The sequence below is a fragment of the Phragmitibacter flavus genome (assembly GCF_005780165.1).
Classification (GTDB): Bacteria; Verrucomicrobiota; Verrucomicrobiia; order Verrucomicrobiales; family Verrucomicrobiaceae; genus Phragmitibacter; species Phragmitibacter flavus.
On record NZ_VAUV01000003.1, the window covers coordinates 1 to 15,273 of the forward strand.

The following is a 15,273-nucleotide window of genomic DNA, read 5'->3' on the forward strand; positions in this document are numbered from 1 at the left end:
AGCCTCCAGCCGAGCGTGGATGCAGGGCAAAATCTTGGTGGCATTACTCATTGAGCGAATGATGTGCGAAGCACGATATTTTTCCCCTTGGGGCTACCCCTTGCGAAGAACTCCGGCAGTGGAATCTCTTCAAGGAGATGCGTGACTCGGTGCTGGTGCAATTGGCTCAACCGATGGGGTTGGTTCATATGATGAACGCCCCACACCTGTGGTTGGAAGAACTAAGCGAGCGCAGACCCCGCCGACCGCGCCAGTTGGCAAGAGTCAAGCGATGCATGGCGCGTTAGGTATATGCTTATGGGCTTGCAGCCTGTGGGTGGGACAGGCATTTTGCCTGTCTTTAACGTCTCCGCGCCCAAATCCCGTCAATCAAAAAGCAGAATCCATCATTCCAAAAACGTATTTGGGAATAAGCCCAACATCAAACCCTCTCATTTCACAAAGGTTGTCCCATTTCCCCTAACCCGACGGTTTGTCTACCCAAGCCCACGCTCACGCCAAACTCCTTCTCCATCCCATGCCCCTTCCCCGCCTGTCCCTGACTCTCCTCCTCGCCCTGCTGCCGCTGACGACGCCCGTTTTCGCCCAGCCCGCCAAACCCGTCACCGGCACCCTCATCTCCGAAAAAAGCACCATCGCCCCCGGTGAACCCTTCCGCGTCGCTGTCCGACTCGATCACCAACCCGGCTGGCACGTCTACGGCAAAACCATCGAACCCGGTGCCGCCGCCAAACCCACCCGCCTCCTCTGGAAACTCCCCGAAGGCTGGACCACCGAAGACCTCCCCTGGCCCGCCACCCATGAATTGATCACCACCGGCGGCGGCAAATCCGCCGGTTATGAAGGCGTCGTCCATCTTCCCACCAAAATCATCCCCCCCGCCAGCCTCAACCCTGGCGAAAAAGTTACCCTTGAAATGACCGTCGACGCCCTTGTCTGCGACCCCAAAAGTTGCATGCCGGTGAAAATCCCCCTCACCCTCGAACTCTCCGTCGACACCACATCCCTCCTCAACGCTGACGCCAGCCAGGCTTTTGCCGACCTGCCTTCTGCAGAATACCCTCCACCTTCAGCCGCCGACGCAAACGCCGCCACACCACAAAAAAGCCTCGGCGTGATGCTTCTCTTCGGCTTCCTCGGCGGACTCATCCTCAACATCATGCCCTGCGTTTTCCCCGTGCTCGGCATCAAAATCACCAGCATCGTCAACCAGTCCGGCGACGACAAACGCCGCGTTCTTCTGCACGGCCTCACCTATACCTTCGGCGTGCTGTTTTCTTTCTGGGTGCTCGTCGCCCTCCTGCAAACGTTCGAGGTCTCCTGGGGCGGCCAGTTCCAGTCGCCGATGTTCACCTTCGCCATCGTCCTGCTCTTTACCGTTTTCGGACTCAACATGGCCGGACTGTTTGAAGTCGGCTCCTCCGCTGTCGGTGTAGGCAGCGACCTCACCCGCCAGTCTGGACTGCGCGGCTCCTTCTTTTCCGGTCTGCTCGCCACCCTCGTCTCCACCCCGTGCTCCGCCCCCTTCCTCGCCCCTGCCCTCGTCTACGGCCTCGCCCTCGACGTGTTGCCTTCGATGCTCTTCTTCACCGTCATCGGACTCGGCCTCGCCGCCCCTTTCCTGATCCTCTCCATGTCCCCTGGTCTCATGAAACTCCTCCCTCGCCCTGGTGCATGGATGGAAAGCTTCAAACAAGCCATGGCCTTCCTCATGCTCGGAGCCGCCGCCTACTTCGCCTGGAGCTTGCAAGGTCTCATCAGCGACACGGCCCAGCGCGACCTGCTCATCGGCCTCGTCGTGATCGCCTTCGCCCTGTGGATCTACGGGCGCTGGTGCGTCATCTCCAAGCCCACCAAAACCCGCCTAAGAGGGGCCTTCGCCGCCGTTTTTTTCCTCGCCCTCGGACTCTGGTGGGGCTGGCCGCATCCCAAAGACACTTTCTGGAAAGAATGGAGCCCTGAAATCGCCCAATCCTATCTCGATGAAGGCAAAACCGTCTACATCGACTACACCGCCCGCTGGTGCACCACCTGCCAGTTCAACAAACGTGTCTACAACGACGACATCAAAAAACAATTCGAAGCCCAGGGCATCGTCGCCCTCAAGGCCGACTGGACCGACTACGACGAGCGCATCACCGCCGCCCTTGCCAAGCTCGATCGCGCCGCCGTCCCGGTCAATGTGCTGGTCATCCCCGGCAAAGACGATCCCATCATTCTCCCCGAAATCCTCACCGAGGACATCGTTAAAAACGCCATCCAGCAAGTCCCGTCGCCCGCGTCATAACCGATTTCTTTTTCAACGCCCCCCTCCAGGGGTTGTCTAAACCTTCGAATACCAACCGTTTTCGAAAGGAGACCTATTATGCCAAATCCAAGTTTAGAACAAATGGAACGCGAAGTCGCCAAACGTCCGCCAACCGACCAACTGCATCAGCCCGACCAAAGTCTGCACCAGTTGGAAATTGAGCGCCTTCGCCATCAACAAGATCAATCCCAAGACAATGACCGGGACGAGAATTCCCAATCGCAATCTCAGTCATAGTCCTAACACCGATTTCGACAAATTCGCTTGAGCCCAACTCAGGCACACAACACGAAACTAACCTAACCAAAAAAAACGGCAGCCTCCATCGGAGTTTGCCGTTTTTTGCGCCTTGTGGCGGTTAAGTCATGAAAATCAATCCCGACGCTCTCGCTGCGCTCCGCCAGTCGTCGGCCCTTTCGGACCCGACCCACGCTTGCGACTAAATCCCGGCTTTTTATCTCCCGATTTGCCCTCCGCCGGCTTCCCTCCAGAACCACCCCCCGACTTCGTCGTGGCCGATGCACCACCTCCTGACGAAGATGACGACGACTTCCCGCGGCCACGCCCTTTGAGCTTCTCAAATTTTTTCTCGCCGCCGCCACCACCCCGGGCTTCCGGCTTCCTGCCGTTGCGCCCGCCTTGCGACTCCCGGCCGCGCCCGCCGCCACCACCCGGTTCATCGCGATCCCGATCCCGATCATCGCCGCGTCGACCCCGCTTCTTCGCTGGGCCGCTTCCACCATCAGTTCCTGCCAGTTGGAAATCGACCATCTTCTTGAAATCATCCACCCGGCAAACCTGCACCTTGATGTCATCTCCGAGCTTGATCACCTTCCGTGTATGCCTGCCGGTCAAGTTCCCGCGCGTCGGATCAAACTCATAAAAATCATCCTGGATCGATGACAAATGCACCAATCCGCTCATTCCGAGCGCGGGCACATCCACAAAAAATCCAAAGTTCCGCACATCCGTCACCAACGCCTCATACACGTCGCGTTTCTCCGCTTTGATTTGCGCCTTCAAATACGCATACATCTTCACGTCCTTGCTGTCGCGCTCCGCATCCGCCGAGTTCCGCTCCGTCGCACTGATGTGATCCGAAATCTTCTTCAACGACGCCACCGTGCCCGGCTCCTTGTCAAACAACGCCCGGTGCACCACCAAGTCCGCGTAACGGCGGATCGGTGAAGTGAAATGCGCATACTTCGCCTTGTTCAATCCATAATGCCCCAACGGCTCCACCGCATAACGCGCCCGCATCAGCGACTTCAAAAATCCGATCTTCAGCGCCTGCCCGATGGCAAGCCCCTGCAAACGTTCAAACAACTTCTGGATCTCCGGCCGCAACGAAAGATCGCCACACGCCACCTTGTGACCCAGCACATCATCCCGGTAAGCCTGCAAGCGTTGGGGTTTCGGCGACTCATGCACCCGATACACCGCCGGCAGCCTCAGCTTCATCAAACGACCCGCCACCTCCTCATTCGCCAGCAGCATGAATTCCTCAATCAACTGGTGCGACACATCATTTTCCATCCGCTCAATGCGCAGCACCTTGCCCTGCTCATCCAGACGGATCTTGTTCTCCGGAAAATCCAGATCCAGTGATCCCGCCTTGAACCGCGCCTTGCGGATCATCTGCGCCAGATGGTTGGCATCATGCACCATCCTTTCCAAATCGTCCGTCGCCGGTTTCTCAATGATCGCCAGCGCCTCCTTGTATGTGTAACGACGCTTCGAATGAATCACCGCCGGATAAAAGCGCGTCTTCAGCACCTCCCCCTTGTTCGACAAATCAAACTCCACACACTTCGTCAAACGATCCAACCCCGGCTTCAACGAACACAACTCATTGCTCAACGCCTCCGGCAGCATCGGTATCACCCGGTCCACCAAATACGTCGAATTGCCGCGCTTGCTCGCCTCCACATCCAGCGCACTCCCCGGTTTCACATAATGCGAAACATCGGCGATGTGCACCCATAACTTCCACATGTCCCGCGACACCCGACGCACACAAATCGCATCATCAAAATCCTTCGCATCATCCGGATCGATCGTGATCACCTGATGCTTGCGGCAATCCACACGCCCATCGCGCTCATCTTCTGCTGGCTGATTGTCCGCGCGGCTCTTCGCAATCGTGTTTGCCTCATCCAACACCGGCTTCGGAAAATGCAGCGGCAGATTGTAATTGCGGATCACCCCCAGCATGTCGACCCCCTCCTCATCCGGAGCCCCCAACACCTCAATGATCTCCCCTTCAGGATTGGTATTGCGCGACTCCCAGGCCAGCAACTCCACCACCACCTTGTCGCCAATGTTCGCAGGTCGACCCACATCCTTCGGCGGCGGCACCATAATATTCTGCTGAATGCGCGGATCATCCGGAATCACAAAAAGGAACTGTTTGCTCTTCTGCAAGGTTCCCACCAATTGCGACCGGTTGCGCTCCAAAATTCGCACCACCGTGCCGCGCTCATCCTCCTCCGTCGTCTGCCGCAACCCCTTCAGCCGCACCTCTTTGCGCACCAGCACACGATCCCCATGCAACGCTGTTCCCGTCGCATTCTCCGGCACCACGATCTCCTTCATCCCCGCCTCATCCGGCTGGAGAAATCCCTTGCCTGCACGATTGATCTGCAGCACGCCGGAAATCAAATCCGCAGCGTCCGCCATGATATACCGATTCCCTTTGGTGCGGATGATCTTCCCCTCTCTCTCCATCTCCTTCAGCACTTCTTGTAAAGCCTGTTGCTGACCCGGCTTCAAGCCCACTTGGGCGAGTATTTCTGGCACATTCGACGGCGTATAATCCTTCCGTCCGAGTAAATTAATGATTTGTTTATGCATAACACCTTGGCAGGAAAATCCCGCAATGGCCTTGACCGTAACAGGTTCTGCGCACTGAGCACAGCCATTTCCGTTCCAGTCAGCAGCCCACCTCCAATAGATTGATTGATTGAATCATCGATCCTTTGATCCGGCAGCGCCGCCCAAGCCTCTTATTCTTGGTCTTGTCCTATTTAATTTGATTGATTTAGCTCAACATACGTCGCCGTTTTCTCTTTCGGCTGCAAATGATTTTTTCCAACGCTCCTTTCACGAGGCCACCATCGTCGATCCCTCCGCACGTGCCTGCATCCGCGCCCGCCACAGTTTTTGACCCCCATCAATCCTGCGCATAAACCTTTCCCCCGACTTCACCGCCATTCGAAAAACCTCTCCTTTCCCCACTCCCAACGCCTTGAAACAATCTCGATGCTCCCAAGCCAAAACCATCGCAATCGCCCTCAAACAAACTCCGAACTGCCATCCCCACCACGTCTTCTTTTCCTCCGACCAGTCCTCCGCCCTGCTGCGGAAAAACTCCGCATGGAACGCCAGATGCCGCATCTCGTCTGACAATATCTTGTGGCAATAAACCCTCACCACCTCGTCCCCCGACCTCCGATACAACAGCCCATAATAAACCTCCGCCATCAGCTCTGCCGTCAGCAGAATCTGCAGATTGAACTCCAGCCCCAGCCCATGGCGTATTTTCCGAAACACCGAATTGCTCCACTGTTTCTCGATTAAATCCCCTCCCAGATACTTCACCAAATTCACCAGCAATCGCGCGTGGTTCTGCTCTTCGGCGACAAAATACTGCACCGCCCTTTCATACCCTGTAAAGCCATCTTCCTCCGCCACCGTCTGCCGCACATACCGCATCAACCTCGTTCCGCCACCCGACTCCCCCAACTGAAAAACCGCCAGCGAACGCGCCAATGGCTTGCGCACCAACTCCGGCAATCTCGATCCCCCAGGCACCGTCACCGGCTCCACAAACCCAAACTGATTCCTCTCAAAATGTTCGATCCAGGACTTCGTGTTCATCATTCAAAAAGTAGAAGTTCCAAACTCAGTTAGCCGCTCCCGCCTCCGCCGCAAAGCGCTGCAACCGATCCATCACCGCCCGCACCGTCTCATCCAGCGTCGACGTCCCCGCCGTCACCCCCACCTCTCGCGATCGCACAAACCATTCCCCCTCCAGCTCCTCCGCCCTTTCCACCTGCCATACCTTCAACCCCCGCTCCCGCGCCGTCTCCGCCAATTGCTTCGTGTTGTTGCTGTTCCTCCCGCCGATCACCACCATCGTATCACACCGGCCACAGAGCTCCTCAAGAGCCGACTGCCGCTGCTTCGTCGGACGGCAAACCGTGTCCACGAACCTCACCTCCGACTCTGGATGCCTGCACTTCAGCACCTCCACCAACCTCAACACCTTCATCAAAGGCTGCGTCGTCTGCGCCACCACCCCGAAATGTTTCTGAAACGGCAACCCCTCCACATCCATCTCGTCCAACACCACCATCGCTCCCGGAAAATCACCGCGCAATCCTCTCACCTCCACATGCCCCGCCTGACCCACAATCACCGGAAAATACCCCTCCCGCACCAACCCCTCCAATGCCTGATGCGCCTTCCTCACCAATGGACACGTCGTATCCGTCACTTCAAAACCCGCCACCTTCCAAGCCTCACGCTGACGATCCGCCGCCCCATGCGCACTGATCACCACCCGCCTGCTCTCCGACTGACCTACCCGATCCAACTCACCCTGCCTCACGCCCAGTGATCGCATGTGTTCCTCCACCAGGGGATTATGCACCAGCTGCCCCAGCAAAGTCACCGGACCGGACTTCGCCACCTCATGAGTGCTGCGCAACGCCGCGCGAACGCCAAAACACATGCCGAAATGAGTCGCTAAATGGATTTTCATATTTGGTTCATTTTATTGTTTATCTTGATTTCACTTTGCATCACAAAGTTAAAGGTTAAAAAAACTCATCCCGGCTTCGACGCCTTAACGATTGCTTCAAGCACATTCAGATAAGCTTTGAACGCCCCCTTGCCCGCCCCCGTTACCTCATAAGTCGTCAACGATCTCCCGCTATCCACCGCCGTCGACTTCAACTCCCGAACATAACCTTCCTTGCTCAGCGTTCGTAAATGCGTCACCAAATTTCCGTCACTCATCCCCAGCTCCGCCTTCAAATCCTGGAACGCCCGCGGACTGCGCGCCGTCAAAAGCGTCATGATCGAAAGCCTTCCTTTCTCATGAATCACCTTATCAAGCTGGGAGAAATCAATCATCGCTTCAGACCTCTTTCACCTCACGATTCATGAACACCGCCACCGCATAAATCAGGTGAAACAACCCAAACGTCATCGCCATGAAAATCGACGCCGTCGCCACCGGTAGAAGCGGAAGCATTTCCCCCGTCGGAGAAAAACAAAGCACCGTCAGTCCAAGGCCGCTCCATAGGAAAAGATGTCCCAATCGCACAATGGACCTCGGCGCAAATCCTCCCGTTGCCAGCAAGGCAAGTCCATAACACAAGATCCACATCAACGCTGCCAGCAGCACACTCTGACGGAACACCAACAAACAACCTCCCATCACCCCTCCCACCAGCAACGGCGGCAACACCGCTCTTAATGCCGTCCTCAATTCATCCGTCACAAACGCCCTGCCGTGCATCCGCGCCTCCCGCATCAGCAACCACAAATTAAGGACCGTGCAAATTATTAAAAGCCCCAACCACATCACCAAAAAAACTCCCGTCGTAACCCCAGATCCAAGCACACCATAGATCCCCAAACCTACTGCCATCACCCCCCCAAACAACGCCGCTGGAGCCGACACTGCCCGATATACATGCGCTCGTTCCATCAAAGTGCGGATCACCCGCAAGTGCTCCAAAGCCACAGCCGGAGAAGCAGAAGACTCATTCATAAATTCACTTTTTATCACAAAGTTTAAATCGATCAACCATTTATTTCAAATGGGAGCACACGCGTCTCGCGTGTCGTTTTTGGCGTCCCGCCGAAAACACGAACGACTCCACGTTCTCCAACCTCACCTCACCTCACCTTCGACCATTCGCTCCACGAGCCAGACACGTCCACCACACCCAAACCATAAACACCAACTGAAACGGCAGCCTCGCCCACAATACCCAGTTCGGAATGTCATAACCCGGCCACCCAAACATCGCGATCTGCACATTTGCCGGAAACACTGCCACTAATATCGCCATCATTCCCCATCCCGCCAATCTTCTCAATCTTGGAATCAACACCGCGACCCCAGCCACCACTTCCACCACCCCGGCCATTAAATGCAAAAATTCCGGCCACGGCAAATATTTCGGCATCATCGCCAAATACGGTGCCGGATTGAGAAAATGATTCACCCCCGCCACCACGAAAAACACCGCCAGCAACCATCTGAAAATCCTGCGCCACATGCCCGCTATCTTGCCCGGAAGCCCGACCTCCTGCAAGCCCTCACTCTCCCTGCCCTTCCAACTCTCGCCGAATCCTCTCCGAAAAATCCGCCGGGGTTTCTTGCGAAATTACCTTGTCATCAATCAACGCCCTTCTCCTAAGTTCCTCAAACGGCACCGAGGTATCCAGAACACCTTTCTCATACATGAACTGATCCACATAGCCGTTCAGCAAAAGCCGTAAATCAAATGGACTGCCTTTCCCATCCCGACTCGCATGCCGGTCAATGTTCACCGTGCAGTTGTTGCGCAGCAAATGATAGAACTCCGGCTGATCTGCCAGCTCATTGATGCTCTCAAGATAAGTCACGAACAACCGTCGCGCCTGCTCAGGCGTTGCCCGGGTGCGATACCGATACACCTGCTCCCCGCGCACCCCCATGCGCGAGCCAACAATGTCCCGCTCCTCCCCCACCACATAAATCAACTCCGCCTGTTTGAAACAAGACGCCAGTGCCGAATAAACCTCTCCATTCTCCAGCCGTGCCTCAATCGACACACAAACCGGCGGCGTGTCCTCATCCTCAAAAACAAAACTCACAAAAGTGTGCGCCACCGGCCCCGGTTTCCAATAGGAGATAAAAAAATCCACCGCCTTGATCTTCGCCAAATCCACCACCCTCTCCTCATAGCGCACCTCAAAATCCGACTTGGTCCGATAATCAAAATTCCGCATCCCGTTCAACATCACCATATCTCCCTCCACCACCGCTCTTGGCAAAACCCCTTGCTCAATTTTCCACACCCGATCATGCGTCGGTCGAATGGAAGCCCACCAGATCAGCAATCCCACAAACACCCCTGCAAAAATCCGCCAGCCTTTCACCGACCTCACCCGCCACAACAAAACGAAACCCAGCACGACAAATCCCACTGCCGTCAAAACCCTCATCCATCCCCAAGGCAAATTGGACCAGTATATCGCCAGTGCGCCCCATAAGACCAAGATCACCCGGCACATCAAACTCCCCGCCTCCAGCACCCTGCGTCTGCCGTTTGCCCAAACTCTTCCCGCCCCAGCAATGGAAAAAAACCGCATGCAGACAACAAAGATCATCTCGCACAAAGCGCAACCCGCCGGCTCTTTTCGCACCACATAAACCGCCTGCCCTAAGCTTTTTGATTGTCCTCCAACGGCGATTCATCTATTCCTAAGCCACCAAAATCTTACCCTATGAAACTTACCTGTTCAATCCTGCTATTATGCCACCTTTCCGTTGCTTTCGCCTTCGCGGAACTGGAGAACGGAGATTTCTCGGAAGGCAAAGCCAAGTGGCGCGGAGATGGCAAAGTGGAAAAGATCGGTGACGACACCGTTCTTGCCGTTACTCTCTCCAAAAACAATTTCTCCGAAACCACCCAGGACCTCAAGATGCCCGCCACCGTCAAGCGCATCAAAGTCACCGTGCAAGTTCAGCCCGGCAAAGACTACGTCTTCAATGAAAAATCCCGCAACATTTCCGACGTCGACTGGACCCCGGGCGGCAATTACAGTTGGTCAGCCCTGGTCCATCCCAAGTCCGACTTCCACATCCGCGTCAAAGACGACTCTTTTCGATACAAACTCGCCAAAGCTGAATATGGCGTGTGGACCACGGTAGAGGCCGAAATTCGCGGCATCAAAAATCCCAAAGACCTCGAGCTTGCCCTCGTGTTCCCTCCAGGTGACGGCGTCATGATGGTCAAAAGCGTCAAAGTCGAAGAGTTGAAGGAATAACCCAGCTGAGTCGCTCACGACCTCAGCGCCTTTGCGATCACCGTGGTGTCAGGGGATCAGCCCTCTAGCCACCGCTTCCGACCGTATTTCCCAGTCTTCCATCCATTGAACTGGTGCTATAAGTTCCCGTCATGGAGATCGACCTCACCACGCCATCCCTCTTGTTTCCGGCCATCTCGTTGCTCCTGCTTGCCTACACCAATCGATTCCTCGGCCTAGCCACCGTCGTCCGCAGCCTCCACAGCAGCTTCAAAACCTCCGCCGACCCCGTCTACATCGGCCAGATCCACAACCTCCGCAAACGCATCAAGCTCATCCGCAACATGCAAATCCTCGGCGTGCTCAGCATCTTCTTCTGCACCGGATCCATGTTCTGCCTATTCATGGGTTGGTTGATCGCCGGCCAGCTCATCTTCGCCGGAAGCCTCGTTCTCATGCTTCTCTCCCTCGCCGTCTCCCTCTGGGAAATCGCCATCTCTGTCGGTGCCCTCAACCTCCAACTCCAGGACATCGAAGCCCATCAGAAGCAATCTTGAACGCCTCATGCGGTTTTCACCTGCAATCTCGCGCAGGAATGATTCAATTGGCCCCCTTTCTCATTTCCAATTTCTTTTCCATGTCTGAAACCGCCACCAAATCCCCTCCCAACCCCCTTCTCGAAATCCTTCTTACCATCGCGCTGCCCTCCGTGGCGCTCGATCAACTGAGCAAACCCTCCAGCGTCGGACCGTTCTGGGCGCTGGTCATCTCCCTGCTCTTTCCCATCGGCTTCGGCCTTTGGTGCTTCTACAAAAAAATGGGCTGGAACCTTTTTTCCATTCTCGGCTTCCTCACCATTTTGCTCAGCGGTGGACTCGGACTCTTCAAACTCGACGCCTTCTGGTTCGCCATCAAGGAAAGCGCCATCCCCATCATGATCGCCATCGCCTTCCCCCTCAGCCACCGCTGGAAAAAGCCGATGATCAACGCCCTGCTGATGCAACCCCAGTTGATCAACCTCCGCGCCTTGAACGAATCCCTCGCCATCGGCACCCGCAAGGCCCAGTTCGACCATGCCCTGTTCCGCGCCTCCTGCGGCATGGGACTCGGCCTCATCGGCTCCTCCGTCGCCAACTTTTTCCTTGCCATGCATCTGCTCGGCGGCAAAGAACCCGGCAGCGAAGCATTTGTCCGCAGCATCGGCACGCTCACTTGGATGGGTTTTATTGTCATCGGCGTCCCCCTCCTCGCCGTCATGATGATCGTTTTTTTCATCCTCCTCCGATCCGTCGAAAAAATCACCGGCCTGGAACGCAACGACCTCCTCAACCCCGGCCAGACCGTGCGCCGTCAGGTCGTCAAACGCCCCTGACAAAATAGATGGCGTGTCCCGTTTCAACACGCTTTAATGTCCTCCACAAATAGCACCCCCATTCATTCAACTTCCTCAATTCAAACCATGATCATCCGCCGCGCCTTTCTCGCCACCCTCCTGCTTTCCTCCCTGTCACTCAACCTCGTCCAGGCCGAGACTGACAAAGACGGCTTCACCCCCCTCTTCGACGGCAAAACTCTCAACGGCTGGAAAAATCCCTACGAATGGGGCAAATCCGAAGTCGTGGACGGCGAAATTCATCTCACCGCCGATAAAAAATTCTTCCTCATCACGGAAAAAGCCTATGGCGACTTCGTCTTTGAAGGCGACGTGCATCTTCCCGAAGGCAAGGCCAACAGCGGCTTTATCTTCCGCGGCCTCGTCGAACCCAACAAAGTTTATGGCTACCAGGCCGAAGTCGACGGCGACGACAACCGCAAATGGTCCGGTGGACTTTATGACGAAGGTCGTCGCATGTGGTTCATCAGCCCCATCAACCTCAAGCTGAAGAAAGACGCCACCCCAGAAGAACTCGCCAAACAGGAAGCCATCAACAAAGAAAGCATCGCCGCCTTCCGCGCCCGTGCCGGTGACGCCTTCAAGCGCAACGACTGGAACACCTACCGCATCACCTGCAAGGGCAACAAGATCACCATCGAAGTTAACGGGGTCGTCACCACCGACATTGAGGACAGCCTGGACGCCAGCGGCCCTATCGGCATCCAGCATCACGGCGAAAAAGGTGCCACCTACCGCTTCCGCAACCTCCGCATCAAAGAGCTGAAGTAAATCTTCTCCTCACTCACCCGTTCCTTTTCATGAGGCGCACGCGACCCGGGTCGCTGCGCCTCATTTTTTATTCTCTATCTGAGCCAATCTGAGGACATCTGCACCCGTCTGAGTTTTTCATTTTTTTCACAGATGAACTCAGATGTCCGCAGATGAGCACAGATAATCGTCAGCAATCACCACTCCACCACTCCGTCACTCCGTCACTCCGTCACTTCACCTACAGCCTGTTACCAGTAAATTTAACTCAGGTCTCGGACGGATTCTCGCCAAAAAGCGCCCGGTATTGCGCTGCAAAGCGCCCCAAATGAGTGATGCCATGGTCGAGAACCACATGTGACACGTTGCCGGTTGGCCCATCCGAACGACGCAGCGCACGTCGGATGGCGTTGAGGCGCAGTGCCTGGAGAAAGCTTCGGGGACTTTGATCGAAGGTGTGGCAGAAGGCATATTCCAACTCACGTCGGCTCACGCGCAGGGCAAGGCAGATGTCGGGCACACCTATGGGTTCGCTCAAATGATCTCGCATCCAAGCCTCCGCACGACGGGCGAGGCGGACGCGGTTGCGCAACGATTCACGGGGAACCCTTACGGAAGAATGAAGTTCCCAAGTCATCGTCATGACCTGAGTGATGAACGCCACCGCCTCCTCCACTGCATGCACCGCACTGGCATCTTGCCGCAGAAGTCCGCGCAACCGGCAAAGCTGTCGCTCAATTTTTTCAAAAATTGGCGGCGGAATTCTCGTCGCAGTGCCAGCGCCAAAATGCTCACGCTCCACCCCTGCTAGCAATCGACAGCGATCCCACAACACTGGCGAAACACTGACGGCGAGACACTGAAAACCGGGAGTAATTCTCCCATCAATGACCTCTCCGGGCGGAGTGCAGGCCAGCATGCCTTCCCCGCCCTCCATCCCATACCACGAAGAACTGGCCGGGCTGCGCATCAGCCCAATCGCTGCCCAACCTGGAGGCAGCGAGGCACTGATACGAGCCCTGACGTGAGCTTCTTGAAAGTCCAGCGCACAACCAAGCCCTTGAAACTGCTCAACATAAGTCGGCTCGGCCTGACGACTAAAAAAATCCGCCACCAAACTGGCACCGGAGACCGCAATGCCGAATTCATCGGGATCGCGAAGGCGATGCACAAAATGCCGGAAACCTGGAGCGCTGTCAGCAACACGAAGCACACCGACATTGTGCGCAAAATGGATAGCAACGAAAGCGGTTTTTTCGCTATTGCTCACCCTTACTCAAAATCCACACCATGAATTCACGGCCCAGTCTTCACCTCACCGTCTTGCTCCTATTTTGCTCACTGGCAAACGCCATTGCAGGAGGCGAACCACCATCCAGCAAGCCCCACATCATCCACATCGTCGCGGATGATTTGGGCTGGAAGGATGTCGGATTCAACGGCTGTGCTGACATCAAAACTCCTCACTTGGACAAGCTTGCCGCCGAAGGCGCGAAGCTCACCCAGTTCTACGTGCAGCCCATGTGCACCCCAACCCGCGCGGCCTTGATGACCGGTCGCTACCCGTTCCGCTACGGCTTGCAAACGTCCGTCATCCCCTCCGTCTCCGCCTACGGCCTGGACACCGCAGAATGGCTCATGCCCCAGTGCCTCAAGGAAGTCGGTTACAAAACCGCGATCATCGGCAAATGGCACCTCGGCCATGCCGACAAAAAGTGGTGGCCGAAACAACGCGGCTTTGACTACCAATACGGAGCCATGATCGGCGAACTGGATTACTTCACCCATGAAGAGCATGGCGTTCTCGACTGGTTCCGCAACAACGAACCCGTCAAAGAACAAGGCTACACCACCCAGCTCATCGGCAAAGATGCCGCCAAACTCATCGAAACCCACGACACCTCCACCCCGCTCTATCTTTACCTCGCCTTCAACGCACCTCACACCCCTTACCAGGCACCTCAGGAATACGTTGACCGCTACGCTCATATCGAAGACCCCACGCGCCGCACCTATGCCGGCATGATCACCTGCCTTGATGACGAGATCGGACGTGTCGTGGCCGCACTCGAAAAGGCCAAGATGCGCGAGAACACCATCATTCTTTTTCACAGCGACAACGGTGGCACCCACAACCCCCTGTTCGCCGGCGTCATGGCCGACGTGTCAAAAATCAAAATCCCCTGCGACAACAGCTCCTACCGCGATGGCAAAGGTTCCCTTTATGAAGGCGGAACTCGCGTTTGCGCCTTCGTCAACTGGCCCGGTAAAATCAAAGCCCAGCCGGTAAACGGCCTCATTCATGCCGTGGACATCTATCCGACCCTTGCCGGACTTGCCGGTGCCTCCACCGCCAAATGCAAACCGCTCGACGGCCTAAACGTCTGGAACACCCTCGCAGAAAACCAACCCTCACCGCGGTCCGAGATCATCTATAACATCGAACCCTTCCGCGGTGCTTTGCGACAGGGGGACTGGAAACTCATCTGGCGCACCATGCTGCCTTCAAGCGTGGACTTGTATAACCTCGCCCAAGACCCGTCCGAGCAAACCAACCTCGCCGCCCAACACCCTGACAAAGTCATCGCCTTGCAACAGCGACTGGACACCCTCGCGAAGGAATCTGCCAAGCCCCTGTTCCTCGCCGACCAGTTTAAAGTCATCATGAAGAACATGGCTGGCGAGCCAGTCTTGCCCATTGATGAAGGCTTCGGCGAAGCCGACCACGCCCCCTGATGTCCGCCCAATCCACCCACGCACCGAACCCATTGGAGCCAAGAAAATCATCCAT

Annotated in this window: 14 protein-coding genes; 6 read left to right on the forward strand and 8 right to left on the reverse strand. The window is 56.1% G+C overall.

Annotated features, from left to right (window positions below):
- Positions 1 to 517 precede the first annotated feature (517 nt).
- Positions 518 to 2,287 carry a protein-disulfide reductase DsbD family protein gene (locus FEM03_RS03760; protein WP_138084856.1) on the forward strand — a complete coding sequence of 590 codons (1,770 nt, stop codon included), beginning with the start codon at positions 518 to 520 and terminating at the stop codon, positions 2,285 to 2,287.
- A gap of 393 nt (positions 2,288 to 2,680) precedes the next feature.
- On the opposite strand, the gene rnr is transcribed toward FEM03_RS03760, so the two are convergent.
- The 7 genes from rnr to FEM03_RS03795 all read right to left on the reverse strand — a co-directional run bounded on the left by rnr (position 2,681) and on the right by FEM03_RS03795 (position 9,682).
- The gene (gene rnr, locus FEM03_RS03765; protein WP_138084857.1) at positions 2,681 to 5,161 is read right to left on the reverse strand and encodes a ribonuclease R; all 2,481 of its coding nucleotides are present in this window, start codon (positions 5,159 to 5,161) and stop codon (positions 2,681 to 2,683) included.
- 249 nt (positions 5,162 to 5,410) lie between these two features.
- Positions 5,411 to 6,187, reverse strand: coding sequence for a ferritin-like domain-containing protein (locus FEM03_RS03770; RefSeq protein WP_206170856.1), 777 nt, complete (start codon positions 6,185 to 6,187; stop codon positions 5,411 to 5,413).
- Positions 6,188 to 6,212: 25 nt separating this feature from the next.
- Complete coding sequence (gene ispH, locus FEM03_RS03775; protein WP_138084859.1) at positions 6,213 to 7,073, reverse strand: 4-hydroxy-3-methylbut-2-enyl diphosphate reductase; 861 nt, start codon at positions 7,071 to 7,073, stop codon at positions 6,213 to 6,215.
- A 65-nt stretch (positions 7,074 to 7,138) separates the two neighbouring features.
- Entirely contained in the window at positions 7,139 to 7,447 is a 309-nt protein-coding gene (locus tag FEM03_RS03780; RefSeq protein ID WP_138084860.1) for a transcriptional regulator, read from the reverse strand.
- A 4-nt stretch (positions 7,448 to 7,451) separates the two neighbouring features.
- Positions 7,452 to 8,090 (reverse strand): hypothetical protein, encoded by a 639-nt coding sequence (locus tag FEM03_RS03785; RefSeq protein WP_138084861.1) that lies wholly within the window; start codon positions 8,088 to 8,090, stop codon positions 7,452 to 7,454.
- A gap of 133 nt (positions 8,091 to 8,223) precedes the next feature.
- A complete protein-coding gene (locus tag FEM03_RS03790) occupies positions 8,224 to 8,604 on the reverse strand; it encodes a DoxX family protein (protein WP_138084862.1) in 381 nt (126 codons plus the stop codon).
- 40 nt (positions 8,605 to 8,644) lie between these two features.
- Complete coding sequence (locus tag FEM03_RS03795) at positions 8,645 to 9,682, reverse strand: Lnb N-terminal periplasmic domain-containing protein (RefSeq protein WP_166442606.1); 1,038 nt, start codon at positions 9,680 to 9,682, stop codon at positions 8,645 to 8,647.
- Positions 9,683 to 9,817: 135 nt separating this feature from the next.
- Between FEM03_RS03795 and FEM03_RS03800 the strand changes: the two genes are divergently transcribed.
- The 4 genes from FEM03_RS03800 (at position 9,818) to FEM03_RS03815 (ending at position 12,503) form a co-directional block, all read left to right on the forward strand.
- Positions 9,818 to 10,360 (forward strand): hypothetical protein, encoded by a 543-nt coding sequence (locus tag FEM03_RS03800; protein WP_138084864.1) that lies wholly within the window; start codon positions 9,818 to 9,820, stop codon positions 10,358 to 10,360.
- A 131-nt stretch (positions 10,361 to 10,491) separates the two neighbouring features.
- Positions 10,492 to 10,896, forward strand: coding sequence for a DUF2721 domain-containing protein (locus tag FEM03_RS03805; RefSeq protein WP_138084865.1), 405 nt, complete (start codon positions 10,492 to 10,494; stop codon positions 10,894 to 10,896).
- A gap of 80 nt (positions 10,897 to 10,976) precedes the next feature.
- Positions 10,977 to 11,711 carry a VC0807 family protein gene (locus FEM03_RS03810; protein ID WP_138084866.1) on the forward strand — a complete coding sequence of 245 codons (735 nt, stop codon included), beginning with the start codon at positions 10,977 to 10,979 and terminating at the stop codon, positions 11,709 to 11,711.
- An 87-nt stretch (positions 11,712 to 11,798) separates the two neighbouring features.
- Positions 11,799 to 12,503 carry a 3-keto-disaccharide hydrolase gene (locus tag FEM03_RS03815; protein ID WP_206170858.1) on the forward strand — a complete coding sequence of 235 codons (705 nt, stop codon included), beginning with the start codon at positions 11,799 to 11,801 and terminating at the stop codon, positions 12,501 to 12,503.
- A gap of 247 nt (positions 12,504 to 12,750) precedes the next feature.
- Here the strand turns inward: FEM03_RS03815 and FEM03_RS03820 are convergent, their stop codons facing one another.
- Positions 12,751 to 13,653 carry a helix-turn-helix domain-containing protein gene (locus tag FEM03_RS03820; RefSeq protein WP_138084868.1) on the reverse strand — a complete coding sequence of 301 codons (903 nt, stop codon included), beginning with the start codon at positions 13,651 to 13,653 and terminating at the stop codon, positions 12,751 to 12,753.
- Positions 13,654 to 13,772: 119 nt separating this feature from the next.
- Here FEM03_RS03820 and FEM03_RS03825 point away from each other — a divergent pair, with 119 nt between their 5' ends.
- Positions 13,773 to 15,218, forward strand: coding sequence for an arylsulfatase B (locus tag FEM03_RS03825; RefSeq protein ID WP_138084869.1), 1,446 nt, complete (start codon positions 13,773 to 13,775; stop codon positions 15,216 to 15,218).
- The last annotated feature ends 55 nt before the right edge of the window (positions 15,219 to 15,273 follow it).

What these genes read in the sequence shown, in the direction of transcription:
- FEM03_RS03815 (WP_206170858.1), top strand. Translation starts at nt 11,799, where the DNA reads ATGATCATCCGCCGCGCCTTTCTCGCCACCCTCCTGCTTTCCTCCCTG.
- rnr (WP_138084857.1), bottom strand. Translation starts at nt 5,161, where the DNA reads ATGCATAAACAAATCATTAATTTACTCGGACGGAAGGATTATACGCCG.
- FEM03_RS03810 (WP_138084866.1), top strand. Translation starts at nt 10,977, where the DNA reads ATGTCTGAAACCGCCACCAAATCCCCTCCCAACCCCCTTCTCGAAATC.
- FEM03_RS03760 (WP_138084856.1), top strand. Translation starts at nt 518, where the DNA reads ATGCCCCTTCCCCGCCTGTCCCTGACTCTCCTCCTCGCCCTGCTGCCG.
- ispH (WP_138084859.1), bottom strand. Translation starts at nt 7,073, where the DNA reads ATGAAAATCCATTTAGCGACTCATTTCGGCATGTGTTTTGGCGTTCGC.
- FEM03_RS03785 (WP_138084861.1), bottom strand. Translation starts at nt 8,090, where the DNA reads ATGAATGAGTCTTCTGCTTCTCCGGCTGTGGCTTTGGAGCACTTGCGG.
- FEM03_RS03780 (WP_138084860.1), bottom strand. Translation starts at nt 7,447, where the DNA reads ATGATTGATTTCTCCCAGCTTGATAAGGTGATTCATGAGAAAGGAAGG.
- FEM03_RS03795 (WP_166442606.1), bottom strand. Translation starts at nt 9,682, where the DNA reads ATGCGGTTTTTTTCCATTGCTGGGGCGGGAAGAGTTTGGGCAAACGGC.
- FEM03_RS03825 (WP_138084869.1), top strand. Translation starts at nt 13,773, where the DNA reads ATGAATTCACGGCCCAGTCTTCACCTCACCGTCTTGCTCCTATTTTGC.
- FEM03_RS03800 (WP_138084864.1), top strand. Translation starts at nt 9,818, where the DNA reads ATGAAACTTACCTGTTCAATCCTGCTATTATGCCACCTTTCCGTTGCT.
- FEM03_RS03790 (WP_138084862.1), bottom strand. Translation starts at nt 8,604, where the DNA reads ATGTGGCGCAGGATTTTCAGATGGTTGCTGGCGGTGTTTTTCGTGGTG.
- FEM03_RS03770 (WP_206170856.1), bottom strand. Translation starts at nt 6,187, where the DNA reads ATGAACACGAAGTCCTGGATCGAACATTTTGAGAGGAATCAGTTTGGG.
- FEM03_RS03805 (WP_138084865.1), top strand. Translation starts at nt 10,492, where the DNA reads ATGGAGATCGACCTCACCACGCCATCCCTCTTGTTTCCGGCCATCTCG.